General features: G+C 68.2%; 1 protein-coding gene (only partly in view). It reads right to left on the reverse strand.

The genetic code is table 11. The features are described 5' to 3' along the window. Positions 1-16,501 carry the 3' portion of a non-ribosomal peptide synthetase gene (locus FHR27_RS08075; RefSeq protein ID WP_179538257.1) on the reverse strand. It continues 1,208 nt past the right edge of the window, so the window shows 16,501 of its 17,709 coding nt (coding positions 1,209-17,709); its start codon lies beyond the right edge, outside the window; it ends in the stop codon at positions 1-3.

Here is a 16,501-nt window from a genome sequence, read left to right on the forward strand (position 1 = left end):
TCATGACAGGGCCTCCTCGATACCGCTGGCTTGCGTCTCGTACCACCAGGCGGCGAGGCTGTAAGCATCCGGGGCCTTGAGGATGCTGAAATGGTCACCCGGGCCGTGCCACAGGCTCAGCTGTGGCAGCAACTGCCCCCAGGCGGCTGCGGCGCCCGCCTGCGCGAGACGATTCGCCAGCGCATCGAGGCTCGGGTCGGCCACCTGAACCAGGTTCACCGCGCCGCCGTAACCGCCAGGCTGTGGCCGATAGGCGCTACGCAGGGCACTGCCGAAGGTACGCACGATGCCCTGCAGAGCCTGGGCAGCGAATCGGGACGGCAACAGACCGACCCCGACCATGGCCTCTTCCAGTAGACGCATCTGCGTACCGTCGTCATGGCTGGCGAACGCCTGCGTACACAGGCCCAGGGACTTGCCGCTGGACAGCTGCAACGCTTCGATCAGGCGTTCCAGTACCGCCGTGCTGGTGTAGGCCTTGCTGTAGCGGACATCGTCGTCCGGCGCTTCGCTGTCGATCAGCGTCAGCGAACTGACCTGCCGGCCCTTGGCCTCCAACTGGCAGGCCAGGGCATGGGCGACCCAACCGCCGAACGAGTGCCCCACCAGATGCAGCGGCCCCTGCGGGTAGTGGGCCTCCAGCGCCGCCAGGTAATGGCGAGCGGCAGCTTCCACCCGGCTGTGCGGCAGGCTGCGTCCGTCCAGTCCTCGCGCTTGCAGGCCATGGATCGGCCAGTCGCCGCCCAGTGCCTCGGCCAGGCCGATGAAGCTGGTCACGCTGTCACCGGCGCCGGGCACGCAGAACAGTGGGGTGCGTTCGGCCTTGCCACTCTGGATCGCCAGCAGCGTCGCATGGGGCTCGCTATCGGGCCGTTGCTGCGATGCGCCGCGCAGCGCGTCGCCCAGCACCTGGGCGAGCACTGCGACGTGGGGCGCACGCATCAGGCTCATGTGATCCCCCGGCACGCTCACACGCTGAAGGTACGGCGCAGGCAGTACCGCCTCCCAGCCGTTGCAGGCGCTGGCCTGCGCCGGAGCCTGTTCGCGCTGCTCGGCACAGAACAGGTGTACCGGCAGAGCGAGAGGTTGCAGTTGGTAATGGGCCAGGGCATGTCCGTGGGCCACTTCGCGCGCCAGGAAATGCCGCAGATCCCGGTCGCTGGCCTGAGCCAGCTCGTCGTAGAGCAGTTGCTCGTGGCGACACGCCTGCAGCAGCTCATCGAAAGCAGGCAGCACCGCTCTGGCCTGCCAGGCCGCCAGGCGTACCTGGGCAGCGGCCCCCGTCTCGCCCTGGGCCTGCCAGTGCGCCTGGCAATGGGCGAGCAGATGGCGCTGGAGCGCATCCGGCCCCTGCCAGCGCGCCTTGCCCTGATCGGTCAGGCGCGGAATGTAGCTGTCGATCAGGCCAACGAAACCGACCTCTTCGTCCATGCCAGCCAGTTGGCTGGCGACCTCGTAGGCCAGCACGCCACCGAACGACCAGCCGGCGACGCGATACGGGCCCCTGGGCTGCACGCTACGCATCAACTCGATGAACCGCGCGGCCAGGCATTCGATGGTGTTCAGCTGCGGGGCGCCCAGGGCGATGCCCGGCAGGCCGTAGATCGGAAACTCACCGCCCAGATGCTGACCCAGCACCGGGAAATAGGCGTCCAGGCCGGTGAAGTCGTGAAACAGGAACAGCGCCGGCTCGTCACCGCCAGCCCGTACCTCGATCAGCTCACGCACCGACACCGCGGCCGGGCGCTGTTGCAGCAGTTCGGCCAGCGCCGCGATATCAGGCCGCTGGAACAACTCGGCCAGGGTCACTGGCAGCCCAGCGTCCTGCATCAGGCTGACCAGACGGATGGCCGACAGCGAGTGCCCGCCCAGCTCGAAGAAGTTGTCGCGACGACCGACCGGGCCGACCTCCAGCACTTGCGTCCAGAGCTCGGCCAGACGCTGTTCGAGTGCGCTGCCCGGTGCCTCGTAGCCACCGGTTGTCGCGTTGTGCGCAGCCAACTCGGGCAGTGCGCGACGGTCGACCTTGCCGTTCTGGGTCAGCGGCATGGCGTCCAGGCCCATGTAGAACGCTGGCACCATGTATTCCGGCAGGCGCTCCAACAGGTGGCTGCGAATCGCCGAGCCCTCCAGCGCCGGGTCACGACGGGTGAAGTAGGCGACCAGGCGCACCGCGTCGTCCTCCATCTGCTGGGTCACGACTACGGCCTCACCGATACCGGGGCACTGCGCCAGGTGCTGCTCGATTTCGCCCAGCTCGATACGCACGCCACGGATCTTCACCTGATCGTCGTTGCGTCCCAGATAATCCAGGGTGCCGTCATCCAGCCAGCGCACCAGGTCGCCGCTGCGGTACATGCGCGCGTCAGGCTGGGTGACGAAGGGGTCATCGAGGAAGCGCTCGGCGGTCAGTTCCGCGCGGTTCAGGTAACCCCGCGCCACCCCCGCACCGCCGATGTACAGCTCGCCCGGAACGCCGACCGGGACAGGCTGACAACGCGCATCGAGCACATACAGGCGCGCATGGAACACCGGCTTGCCGATGTGCAGCACGCCACCAGGCGCCATCACTCCGGAGCTGGCCACCACCGTGGCCTCGGTGGGCCCGTAGTTGTTGATCACCGCAAAGCCGGGGTCACGGGGGAACTGGCGCAGGCGGTCACCGCCGATCAGCAGGGTGCGCAGCGTCGGGTGACGCAACTCGCGACTGAATGCGTACTCGGCCACCGGCGTGGGCAGGAAGGCCACCTGCAGCGGCTGCGCCTGCCACCAGTCGAGCAAGGCGTCGAGCTGTTCGTTGCCGATATGCGCTGGCGGCAGGTGCAGGGTCGCCCCGGCGCAGAACGCTGGCCAGACTTCCCAGGCCATGGCGTCGAAGCCGAAGCCGGCGACGCTGGCAGTTTGGCTGCCAACCTTCAGGTCGAAGGCCTGGCAATGCCAGTCCACCAGGTTGTTGAGGCTCTGGTGCTCGACCATCACGCCTTTAGGCTGCCCGGTGGAGCCGGAGGTGTAGATCACGTAGGCCAGGTGACGGGCATTCAGGCCCGGCACCTGCGGGTTATCCTCGCGGGTGCTCCAGCTCGGCTGGTCGAGCAGCAGCACCGGAACGCTCAGCGCCGGCAGACGCTCGAGCAGGTCCTGCTGGCTGAGCACCACCACGGGGGCGCTGTCGCTCAATAGGAAGGCGATGCGTTCGTCCGGGTGCGCCGGGTCCACCGGCACGTAACCGGCACCGGCCTTGAGCACCGCCAGCAGCCCCACCAGGGTGTCCAGACCGCGACGGGCGACCACTGCCACGCGGTCGTCCGGGCGCACGCCGAGCGCGATCAGGCGATGGGCCAGGCCGTTGGCCTGAGCGTTCAACTCGGCATAGCTCAGCGCCTGCTCGCCAACCGCGGCGGCGACGGCGCCTGGCCGTTCAAGCGCCTGGCGTTCGATGCGTTGGTGGACGGTCCAGGGCTTGGTCGACAGCGCCCCCGGTTCATTGAAGACCTCCAGCAATTCGTTGCGCTCGCTCTCGGGCAATATGCTGAGGCTGTGCAGAGCCTGCGTGGCGCCCTGCTCCAGGGCCAGTGACAGTTGCTGCACGGCGCAAACCAGATAACGGCATACCCGCCGCGCATCGATACCATTGGCAGTCAGTGCGGTCACCTCGAAGGCCTCGCCCAGGTCGTCGACGCTGAGGGTCAGCGGGTAACTGCTGCGCTCCGTTGCCTGGAGCAGCTCGATACCCTGCCAGGCTTCGCCTGCGCGCTCCTGTGGAGCGCTGTGCCGGTAGTTGAGCAAGGCGTTGAACAATGGCGCACCGGCTGGCAGGGCACTGGCCCGTTGTGCCAGTGCCAGCGGGGCATGTTCGTGGTCCAGCAGGCCGGTGAGACGCCGATGGGTCTGCACGAGCGCCTCTTGCACGGATTGCCCGGCCAGGTCGATGCGTAGCGGCAGGGTATTGATGAACACGCCCAGGGTGCGTTCGATGCCCTCGCCGCCTTGCAGGCGGCCCAGCAGCACGGTGCCGAATACCACCGTGTCACGCCCGGACAACTGCCCCAGTACCTGCGCCCAGGCCAGGTGCATCAAGCTCGCCGGGCTCACGCCCGAGGCGCGCACCTGTTCGCGGATGCGCTTGCACAGCGCCGCATCGAGACGCTGACGGGCCTCGCCCAGCGCACGACTGCTGTGCAGCGCCGCAGCCCCGTAAGGCAGGGTGGGCTCGTCGATGTCGCCCAGTTGCTCGCGGAAGAACGCCTCGTGGGCTGGCTGCCCCGCCCCGGCCAGGGTCTGGGCGATATAGTTGCGATAAGGCACCGGGTCAGCCAGAGAAGCGCCCTGATCCAGCAGCAAGGCGTGCAGCTCCTGGCCCAGCACCTCCAGGCCGAGGTGATCCATGATCAGGTGATGGAACGACAGCACAGCGAGAATGCGCCCGTTGTCCGGGTCTTCGGCATAGGCCAGCCCAAGCAGCGGAGCCCGCTCCAGAGCCAGCGCTTCGAGGTCGTCCAGCTCAGCCGGCGCCACTTCCTGCGGTACCAGTTCGGCATGCCGCCAGACCACCTGCACTGGCGCCTCGAGCCCCTCCCAGAACAGCGAGGTACGCAGCGCGTCGTGGCGGGCAATGACCTGTCGCAGCGCTTGGCAGAAGGCCTGCAAGCGCGAACGGTCGGCAAAAGCGAAGCGCGCCTGCAAGCGATAGGGGTCGTCGTCGGGGCGCGACAGATAGTGGTAGAAGATGCCAGCCTGCAAGGGCCCTAGCGGATAGATGTCCTGCACATTGCCTGCACCGCCAGGAATGGCGGCGACGATCCGCTCGATGCTCGGCTGTTCCAGCTTCACCAGGGTCAGCATGTCAGGCGTGATGCGCTGGCAACCGGCAAGGATACGGTTTTCCGGCAACGTGGCCTGTTCGGCGCCCTGGCCAAGGTTCGTGGCCAGCGCCGCCAGGGTCGGCTGAGCGAACAACGCCCGCACGTTCGCTGCCAGGCCCAGGGTGCGCAGGCGGGCGATCAGCGTCACCGCCAGCATCGAATGGCCACCCAGTTCGAAGAAATGGTCGTGCCGCCCTACCCGCTCGACCTGCAGCAACTCGCACCAGATCGCCGCCAGGGTGATTTCCAGTTCGCCCTGGGGTGCTTCGAAAGTGCGCTCCGGCAATGCCTCGCGATCCGGTGCCGGCAGCGCCCGGCGATCGACCTTGCCATTGGCCGTCAGCGGCCAGGCCTCCAGCCGCACGAAGGCACCCGGCACCATGTAGCCTGGCAGCCGCGCCAGCAAGGCACTGCGCAGACCGCTGGCCGATAGCGTCTGCGACCCCGTGAAATACGCCACCAGGCGTGGCTGGCCGGGCGCGTCTTCGCGGGCCAGCACCAGGGCCTCTTCGACCCCCGCCACCTGCCCCAGCTGGCTCTCGATCTCGCCCAGTTCGATACGCATGCCGCGGATCTTCACCTGGTCATCGTTGCGACCCAGGTAATCCAGCGTGCCGTCGGCATTCCAGCGCGCCAGGTCACCGCTGCGGTACATGCGCGCGCCAGGCTGGGCGACGAAGGGGTCGTCGAGGAAGCGTTCGGCGGTCAACTCCGCGCGGTTCAGGTAACCCCGCGCCACCCCTTCGCCGCCGATGTACAGCTCGCCCGCCACCCCACTGGGCACCAGTTGCCGGTGCTCGTCGAGCAGGTACAGGCGCGTGTTGGCGATCGGTTTGCCGATGTCCAGGCGGCCTTCGGGCCACAGGCGCCCGGAGCTGGCCACCACCGTGGCCTCGGTGGGCCCGTAGTTGTTGATCACCGCGAAGCCGGGGTCACGGGGGAACTGGCGCAGCCGGTCACCGCCGATCAGCAGGGTACGCAGCGTCGGGTGACGCAACTCGCGACTGAATGCGTACTCCGCCACCGGCGTGGGCAGGAAGGCCACCTGCAGCGGCTGCGCCTGCCACCAGTCGAGCAAGGCGTCGAGCTGTTCGTTGCCGATGTGCGCTGGCGGCAGGTGCAGCGTCGCCCCCACGCACAGCGCCGGCCAGACCTCCCAGGCCATGGCGTCGAAGCCAAAGCCGGCGACGCTGGCGGTGTGGCTGCCAACCTTCAGGTCGAAGGCCTGGCAATGCCAGTCCACCAGATTGTTGAGGCTCTGGTGCTCGACCATCACGCCTTTCGGCTGGCCGGTGGAGCCGGAGGTGTAGATCACGTAGGCCAGGTGACGGGCATTCAGCCCCGGCACCTGCGGGTTGTCCTCGCGGGCGCTCCAGCTCGGCTGGTCGAGCAGTACGACAGGAGTCTCCAGTGCTGGCAGACGCTCGATCAGACCCTGCTGGCTGAGCACCGCCACGGGGGCGCTGTCGCTCAACAGATAGGCGATGCGTTCGTCCGGGTGCGCCGGGTCCACCGGCACGTAGCCGGCACCGGCCTTGAGCACCGCCAACAGCCCCACCAGAGTGTCCAGGCCGCGACGGGCGACCACTGCCACGCGGTCGTCCGGGCGCACGCCAAGCGCGATCAGGCGGTGGGCCAGGCCGTTGGCCTGGCCGTTCAACTGGGCATAGCTCAGCGCTTCATCCCCCATGCGGGCGGCGATGGCCTCGGCAGCGCCAACGGCCTGGGCCTCGATCCGCCCATGCAGGGTCTGCGCCGGCGCGAACGCCATGGCGCTGGCATTGAAGGTGTCGAGCAAGGTTTCACGCTCGTCCCCGCTCACCAGCGGCACCGCGTCGATAACGCATTGCTCGTCGCTGACCAACGCCTGCAACAAGGCCTCGAAATACCGGCCGTAACGGCGAACGCTGGCCTCGTCGAACAGCGCGGTGGCGTAGTCCAGGGTGCCGACCAGCACATCGCCGTACTCGCCCAGGTTCAGGGACAGGTCGAACTTGGCCACCTGGCTGCTCTGCTCCACCACCGACAGCGTCAGGCCATCCAGCGCTGGCAGCGTGCTTTCCCCGGCCAGCCAGTTGAGGGTGGTCTGGAACAACGGCGAATGCGCCAGGCTGCGTGCCGGTGCCACGCTCTCGACCACCTGTTCGAACGGCAGGTCCTGATGATCCTGCGCTTCCAGCACACGGCTGCGCACCTGGGCCAGCAGGGCTTCGCCGGTGGGCGCCGCAGACAGGTCGAGGCGAATCGCCAGGGTGTTGACGAACAGGCCGATCAGCGGCTCGAGCTCGACCCGGCTGCGCCCGGCGATCGGGCTGCCGACCACCACATCGGCCTGGCCCGACAAGCGCGCCAGCAAGGCGGCCCAGGCCGCCATCAGGGTCATATACAGCGTGACACCCTGACGCTGCGCCAGGGCACGCAGGTTGGCGGTCAGCGCGGCGTCCAGGCGCAGCGCCAGGCTTGCACCTGCGAAATCCTGCTGCGCCGGGCGGGGCCGGTCGGTGGGCAGGCTCAGCAGCGTGGGCGCGCCATCCAGTGCCTGACGCCAGTAGGCGGCCTGGCGCTGCAGGCGTTCGCCGCTCAGCCAGCTCTGTTGCCAGGCTGCGAAATCGGCGTACTGGATCGCCAGTGGTGACAGCGGGTCGGCCTTGCCACGCTGCATCGCCGGGTACAGGGCCAGCAGCTCACGGGTCAGAACGCCCATCGACCAACCGTCGGCAACGATATGGTGCAGGGTCAGCGACAGCACGTGGTGGTCCTCGCCCAGACACAGCAGGCGCGAACGCAGCGCAGGCTCTTGACTCAGGTCGAAGGGTTCGACGGCCAGCACTGCGAGCCGTCCGTGCAGCGCCTGCGGCCTGTCACGCAGGTCTTCCTGCGGCAGTTGCGCCGCACTGGCCACGAAGGCCACTTCGGCGCCCTGATCGCTGGGCACGAAACGACTGCGCAGGGTTTCATGCCGCTCGACGATCCGCTCCAGGCTGCGCTGCAGCGCCGTCACGTCGAGTGGCCCACGCAGCTCCAGGGCCATGGGAATGTTATAGGCCTGGTTGCCGCCTTCCATCTGGGTCAGGAACCACAGGCGCTGCTGGGCGAACGACAGCGCAGCTCGCTGGCCCCGTGGCAGCGCACGGATGACCTCGACCTCGAGCACCTGCTGGTTCGACAGCGCAGCCGCCACCGCCGCCAGTTCGCCCAGGGCGAACAGCTCGCCCAGCGGCAGCTCCAGGCCCAGTTGCTGACGCACCTGGGAAACCATGCGCATCGCCAGCAGCGAGTGCCCTCCCAGTTCGAAGAAGTGGTCGTGGCGCCCGACTCGCTCGACCTGCAGCACTTCGGCCCAGATCGCTGCCAGGGCCTGCTCCATGTCCCCCTGCGGTGCCTCGTAGACGAGCCCGAACAGGGTCGCGTGATCGGGCTTGGGCAGCGCCCGTTGATCGAGCTTGCCATTGGCGGTCAGCGGCAGCGTCTTCAGCTCCACGCATGCAGACGGCACCATGTAGTCCGGCAGCTGGGTCTGCAACTGCGCACGCATCTGCTGCGCGGTCTCGATCTCGCCCGCACCGCCGGCGGTGAAGTACGCCACCAGGCGCACCTGCCCCGGCTCATCCTCACGGGCCAGAACCACGGCATCGCGTACCCCGGGCAGGCGCTGCAGGGCATTGGCGATCTCGCCCAGCTCGATGCGGAAACCGCGGATCTTCACCTGATCGTCGTTGCGCCCCAGGCACTCCAGCTGGCCGTCCTCCAGCCAGCGCCCCAGGTCGCCGGTTCGATACATCATCGCCCCTGGCTGGTCACTGAACGGGTCGGCGACGAACTTCTCTTCGGTGAGACTCGCGCGGTTCAGGTAGCCCATGGCCACGCCATCGCCACCGATATACAGCTCACCGACCACCCCCAGTGGTGCCAGGCGCTGCCGCGCGTCCAGTACGTAGAGGCGCGTGTTGCCGATCGGTCGGCCGATCGGCAGGGCTTCCATGCCTGCGTCGACCGCCCGCACTTCGTGGACAGTCGCGAAGGTGGTGGTTTCGGTCGGGCCATAGGCGTTGAACAGACGGGTGTTCGGCGCATGGGCCAGCAAAGTGCGGAAGGTCGCCGGGCTGGCCCGCTCGCCCCCGGACAACAACACGCGCAGCTCGGCCAGAGCCTGCGGCAGCAGCTGCGCGTACTGGTTGAACAGTGCGGTGGTGAGGAACAGCACGCTGACCCCGCCCTGGCGCAGCGCCGTGGCGAAGCGCTGAGGATCGACCAGGGTCGCATGGTCGATGACGAACACTTGCCCACCGTTGAGCAGCGCGCCCCATACCTCCAGGGTCGCGGCATCGAACGCAGGGTTGGACGCCAGGGCGAAGCAGTCGCGATCACTGAACTCGGCGTAGCCATTGTTCACCACGAGACGCACGATGCCCCGGTGCCCTACCCGTACGCCCTTGGGCAGCCCGGTGGAGCCCGAGGTGTACATCACATAGGCCGGCGAATCCGCCGCCAGGGGCAGGTCGAGGTTGTGTACCGCGGTGGGATCGAGGGTCAGCTCGTCCAGGTCGATACGCCTGACCGCCGCCGCCACCGGCAGCGCGCGTTGCGTCAGCAGGCACACGGCGGCGCAATCATCGAGCATGTAGCTGTGCCGCTCGGCGGGCGCATTGACGTCCAGCGGCACATAGGTCGCCGCGCACTTGCCGATGGCCAACTGAGCGATCACCAGGTCGGCGGAGCGCGGCAGCAGGATGCCAACGTGGTCGCCGGGCCTGATGCCCTGCCCGTGCAGATGATGCGCCAGCGCATTGGCACGTGCGTTCAACTGCGCATAGGTGAGCGAGTGGCTGCCATCCACCACCGCCACGGCTTGCGGATGCAGGGCGCTGCGCTGCTCGAACAGCTGGTGCACCGGCTGGTCGCGCGGGTAGTCGAGGCAGGTGTCGTTGAAGGTCGCCAGCAGGCGCTCACGCTCGCCCGGCGGAATGATCGCCCCTGCCAGGACATGCTGCGGATGCTGCTCCAGCGTCCTCGCCAGCTCGCCCAGAGACTGCTGCAGATACGCGCAGATGCGCTGCGCATCCAGCCCACCCTGAGTTCGAGCGGTCAGGGTGAAGCCATCGCCATGGTCATCGACGCTCATGGTCAACGGATAGTTGCTGTGCTCTTCGGCCTGCAGAACCTCGATGCCCTGCCACGCTTCCCGCGCGCTCGCGTCGCTCTGCGCCGCGCTGCTGTGGCGGAAGTTCAGCAGCGTGCTGAACAATGGCGTGCCCGCAGGCAGCGCACTGCAGCGCTGGGCCAGCGCCAGTTGCGCCTGCTCATGGGCCAGCAGCGCGCTCAGGCGCTGGTGGGTATCAAGCACCGCGTCGCGGGCATCCGACTTGCCCAGGTCGATACGCAGCGGCAGGGTATTGATGAACACGCCCATGGCCCGCTCGGCGCCCTCGCCGCCGAGCATTCGGCCAAGCAGCACGGTGCCGAACACCACCTGCTCACGCCCGGAGAGCTGCCCGAGCACCTCGGCCCAGGCCAGGTGCATCAGGCTCGCGACACTGACGTTCAACTGGCGTGCCTGCCCGCGCAGGCGCAGAGCCAGCTCAGGGTCGAGCGGCAAGGCCGCCATGCCAGGGGCCTGAACGCTGCGCGACGGGGTCATGCCATAAGGCAGGCTGGGTTCGTCGATGTCGCCCAACTGCTCACGGAAGAACGCCTCGTGGGCCTGCTCGTCGGGCCCTTGCAGTACCTGAGCGATGTAGTTGCGATAGGGAACCGGCTCGGCGAGCTGCGCCTGCTCGCCGAGCAGCATGGCCTGCACTTCCTGACCCAGCACCTCGAGGCCGATGTGATCCATGATCGCGTGATGAAAACGCAGCACGGCGACGATCTTGCCATTGGCCCGGTCCCGGGCGTGGGCCAGATGGAGCAGCGGTGCCTGGGTCAGGTCGAGGGTTGCGCAGTCGTCCAGTGAGGCCAGAGGAACCTCGCTGATCGGCAGACTGGCATGGCGCCAGACCACTTGCACAGGGGTCTGCAGGGCCTCCCAGTGCAAGGCGCTGCGCAGGATGTCATGACGGTCGATGACCCGCTGCAACGCCTGGCAGAAAGCGTCCAGGCGCTCGCCACCGACGAAGGCGAAGCGCGCTTCCAGCAGATAGGGATCGGCATCGCCGGCCGCCAACTGATGGTGATAGAGAATGCCGGCCTGCAGCGGCCCCAGCGGGTAGATATCCTGGACATTGGCCGCGCCACCCGCTACGCGGGCGACGATGCGCTCGATGTCCGACGGGGCGAGGCTGACCAGTGACAGCAGGTCGGGGGTGATCTGCGTGCAGCCCGCCGCGATCAGGTTGGCCGGCACCGGTTGGCGATCCTGGCGCACCACGCTGCGCGCCAGCACCGCAAGGGTCGGTTGGGCGAACAGTGCACCCACATCGACGCAGAGCCCGGCGCGGCGCATGTGCGCCACCAGGCTGACGGCCAGCAGCGAGTGCCCGCCCAGTTCGAAGAAATTGTCCTGCCGCCCGACACGCGGCACGTTGAGCAACTCGGCCCACACGCGCGCCAGCCAGGTTTCGATGTCCCCTTGCGGCGCCTCGTAGGTGCGCGCGAGCACGGCGCTGTCGTCCGGTACTGGCAAGGCCGCGCGGTCGAGCTTGCCGTTGGGCGTCAGCGGCAAGCTGTCCAGCGCGACATAGGCGGCGGGCACCATGTAATCCGGCAGGCCGCCCAGCATATGGTTGCGCAAGGCATCGATGCCCGGCCGCGGTCCCGCTTCGCAGCTGAACCAGGCCACCAGACGGTCGCCACGCAGCAGCACCGCCGCTTCGCGTACGGCCGGGTGTTCGAGCAAGCGGGCCTCGATCTCGCCAAGTTCGATGCGCAGACCATGCAGCTTGACCTGGAAATCGCTGCGACCGACGAACAGCAGGTTGCCGTCCGCGCCCTGGCGCACCAGGTCGCCACTGCGATAAAGGCGGTCACCCGCCACGAACGGGCTGGCGATGAAGCGTTCGGCCTGTACGGCAGGCAGGTTCAGGTAGCCACGCGCCACGCCGGCACCGCCGATGTGCAACTGGCCGACCACGCCCTGCGGGACCGGCTGGTCCCAGGCGTCCAGCACGTAGAGCCGGGTGTTGCTGATCGGCCGCCCGATCGGCAGCGTTTCGTCGGGCACCGGCTGCCCGGGGTGCAGGGTCCAGACGCTGCAGTCCACCGTGGTTTCCGTGGGTCCGTAGACGTTGTGCAGGCGCGCCATGGGCAGGCGTTGACGGACCTGGGCGGCCAGCGCGGCGGTCAGTTCGCCGCCCCCGCAGACGATATCGGTCAACGAGGTACAGGTGTGGCAGTCGGCTGCAGCCAGGAACTGCTGCAACAAGGCGGGTACGAACTGCACGACGCTGACCTGCCGCTGGCGAATCACTTCCACCAGGTAATCGGCATCGCGCTGCCCACCGGGCCGCGCCAGCACCAGGCGCAGCCCGGCGCACAGCGGCCAGAACAGCTCCCAGACCGACGCGTCGAAGCTGACCGGGGTCTTGTGCAGCAGCGCGCCCGACGGGACAGGTGGACATAGCCGCGAACTCCACTGCACCAGGTTGCACAGGTTGCGCTGCTCGACCATCACGCCCTTGGGCGTGCCGGTCGAGCCCGAGGTGTAGATGACGTAAGCCAGGTCGCTGGCCCCGGCCGTGTCCAGCTGCGGGTCGGCGAGGGAGTGTTCCGCCCAGATGCAGGCATCCAGGTCGATCAACGGCGTCGTACCGCCGGCAAAGCGTTCACGGGTGGTGCCATCGACCAGCAGCGCCAGGGCATCGCTGTCCTCGAGCATGTAGGCCAGACGTTCGTGCGGATAGCCAGGGTCCAGCGGCACGTAAGCGCCACCGGCCTTGAGAATGGCCAGCAAGCCGACGACCAGTTGCGCCCCGCGCTCCACGCAGATCGCCACGCGGCTGTCGGCACTCACCCCTTGCTCGATCAGGTAATGGGCCAGGCGGTTGGCTTGTTCATTGAGCTGCCGGTAGCTCAACTGCCGGGCATCGACGTCCAGCGCGATGGCCTCCGGGGTGCGTGCGACCTGCGCCTCGAACAGCGTCGGCAGGCGCTCTGCCCCCTGCGCGGCGGTCTCGCTGGCATCGAGCTCGAACAGCAGGCGCTGGCGCTCCTGCGCGCCCAGCATCTCGATGCGTTCGGGCAGCGCGCGGGCGTCGTCGGCCATGCCGCGCAGCACCTGCTTGAGATAACCGGCGTAACGCTCGACGGTCGCCGGGTCGAACAGTGCCGTGGCGTAGTCGAGCATGCAGGTGAAGCCCTCGGCGCTTTCGCTGACGCTCAGGGTCAGATCGAACTTGGCGAAGGTTGGTTGCTCACCCAGCGCTTCGAGTTGCAGGTCACCCAGGCGCAGCGGCGCGCCATGGCTCCCGTCCCAGGCCAGCGAAGCCTGGAACAGCGGGCTGTGGGCCAGGCTGCGCACGGGCCGCAGGTGCTCCACGACCTGCTCGAAAGGCAGGTCCTGATTGGCCTGGGCCTCGATGATGCGGTTCTTCACCCGGCCCAGCAACGTGGCCACATCCGGCTCACCGCTGGTGTCCACGCGCACGGCCAGGGTATTGACGAACAGGCCGATCAGCCCTTCGATCTCGGCACGGCGACGGTTGGCCACCGGCATACCGATCACCACCTCGCCCTGGCCGGACAACCGCGCCAGCAGTACCGCCCAGGCGGCCATGAACAGCATGAAGGGGGTCACGCCCTGGCGCTGGCTGCAGGCGCGCAGGTCGGCGCACAGCTGGGGATCGAGCTGCAGGGGCACGGTGGCCCCGCGATAATCCTGGCGTTCCGGCCGCGGCCGGTCGGTCGGCAGGGTCAACAGCATGGGCGCACCCTCGAGGGTACGCTGCCAGTACCCGGCCTGCGCACTCAGACTCTGTGCGTCCAGCCACTGGCGTTGCCACAGGGCGTAATCGCCGTACTGCAGCGCGAGCGCCGGCAGCGGATCGGCCTCGCCCTGGCTGAACGCCTGGTACAGGGCACTCAGCTCAGCGGTCAGCACGCCCAGCGACCAACCGTCGGCGACGATGTGATGCAGGGTCAGCAGCAGGATGTGGCGGTCTTCTTCCAGGCACAACAAGCGCCCGCGAATCGGCAGATCATGCTGCAGGTCGAAGGGTTGCCCGGCTTCGTCGCGGATCACCTCACGTATGGCCTGCATGTCCTGATCACGCATGTCCTGCCAGCAGATATCCGGTCGCACGCTGTCGGGGGCCACCTGAACCCGGGCTTCGCCGTCGTGCTCGACGAACAGGCTGCGCAGTGCCTCGTGACGCGCGACGATACGCTCCAGAGCGAGGCGCAGCGCACGGCTGTCCAGCGGGCCGTTGAGGGCAAGGCCCAGCGGAATGTTGTAAGCGCTGCTGGCATCCGTCATCTGCGCCATGAACCAGATGCGTTGCTGCGCGGCGGACAACGGCAGCGGCCCGCTGCGGGCGCCGGCCTCGATGGCCGGCAGATGGTCGGGGGTCGCCCCCTCCAGGCACTGAGCGACCGCGGCCAGGCTGCTGTCGGCGAACAGGTCGGCCAGGGTCAGAACCCGCTGCAGTCGCTGGGCCACCTGGGCCACCATGCGCATGGCCAGCAACGAATGGCCACCCAGTTCGAAGAAATGGTCGTGCCGCCCTACCCGCTCGACCTGCAGCAACTCGCACCAGATCGCCGCCAGGGTGGTTTCCAGTTCGCCCTGGGGTGCTTCGAAAGTGCGCTCCGGCAATGCCTCGCGATCCGGTGCCGGCAGCGCCCGGCGATCGACCTTGCCATTGGCCGTCAGCGGCCAGGCCTCCAGGCGCACGAAGGCACCCGGCACCATGTAGCCTGGCAGCCGCGCCAGCAAGACACTACGCAGACCGCTGGCCGACAGCGTCTGCGACCCCGTGAAATACGCCACCAGACGTGGCTGGCCGGGCGCGTCTTCGCGGGCCAGCACCAGGGCCTCTTCGACTCCCGCCACCTGCCCCAGCTGGCTCTCGATCTCGCCCAGTTCGATACGCATGCCGCGGATCTTCACCTGGTCATCGTTGCGCCCCAGGTAATCCAGCGTGCCGTCGGCATTCCAACGCGCCAGGTCACCGCTGCGGTACATGCGCGCGCCAGGCTGGGCGACGAAGGGGTCGTCGAGGAAGCGTTCGGCGGTCAACTCCGCGCGGTTCAGGTAACCCCGCGCCACCCCTTCGCCGCCGATGTACAGCTCGCCCGCCACCCCACTGGGCACCAGTTGCCGGTGCTCGTCGAGCAGGTACAGGCGCGTGTTGGCGATCGGTTTGCCGATGTCCAGGCGGCCTTCGGGCCACAGGCGCCCGGAGCTGGCCACCACCGTGGCCTCGGTGGGCCCGTAGTTGTTGACCACCGCGAAGCCGGGGTCACGGGGGAACTGGCGCAGCCGGTCACCGCCGATCAGCAGGGTGCGCAGCGTCGGGTGACGCAGCTCGCGACTGAACGCGTACTCGGCCACCGGGGTGGGCAGGAAGGCCACCTGCAGTGGCTGCGCCTGCCACCAGTCGAGCAAGGCGTCGAGCTGTTCGTTGCCGATGTGCGCTGGCGGCAGGTGCAGGGTCGCCCCGGCGCACAGCGCTGGCCAGACTTCCCAGGCCATGGCGTCAAAGCCGAAGCCGGCGACGCTGGCGGTGTGGCTGCCAACCTTCAGGTCGAAGGCCTGGCAATGCCAGTCCACCAGGTTGTTGAGGCTCTGGTGCTCGACCATCACGCCTTTCGGCTGGCCAGTGGAGCCGGAGGTGTAGATCACGTAGGCCAGGTGACGGGCATTCAGCCCCGGCACCTGCGGGTTGTCCTCGCGGGCGCTCCAGCTCGGCTGGTCGAGCAGTACGACAGGAGTCTCCAGTGCTGGCAGACGCTCGATCAGACCCTGCTGGCTGAGCACCGCCACGGGGGCGCTGTCGCTCAACAGGTAGGCGATGCGTTCGTCCGGGTGCGCCGGGTCCACCGGCACGTATCCGGCACCGGCCTTGAGCACCGCCAGCAGCCCCACCAGGGTGTCCAGGCCGCGACGGGCGACCACTGCCACGCGGTCGTCCGGGCGCACGCCGAGCGCGATCAGGCGATGGGCCAGGCCGTTGGCCTGAGCGTTCAACTCGGCATAGCTCAGCGCCTGCTCGCCAACCGCGGCGGCGACGGCGCCTGGCCTTTCAAGCGCCTGGCGTTCGATGCGCCAGTGCACCGTGTGCAGGCTTTCATAGGGGCTGCGCGAGCCGGCGAAGTGCTGCAGCAGCTGGATGCGCTCGTCGTCCGGCAGGATATCGACCCGCTCGAAACAAGCGGCTGGCGCCTGCTCCAGCGCATCGAGCATCTGCTCCATGGCCCGCTGCAGGTAGCGGCAAGTTCGCAGCGGGTCGACACCCGCTGCCGTCTGCGCGGTAAATGCAAACGCCTCGCCCAAGTCGTCGACGCTCATGACCACGGGGTAGTTGCTGCGCTCTCTGGCCTGCAGCACTTCGATGCCTTGCCACAGTTCGCCACTGCCGTGCTCGGGCGAACTGTGGCGGTAGTTGAGCAGTGCATTGAACAGCGGTGTCGGCGCAGCCACGCCGCTGCAACGTTGCGCCAGGGCCAGCGGTGCATGCTCGTGACGCATCAGTGTGGTCAGCCGCTGA

Source organism: Pseudomonas flavescens, assembly GCF_013408425.1.
GTDB lineage: Bacteria > Pseudomonadota > Gammaproteobacteria > Pseudomonadales > Pseudomonadaceae > Aquipseudomonas > Aquipseudomonas fulva_A.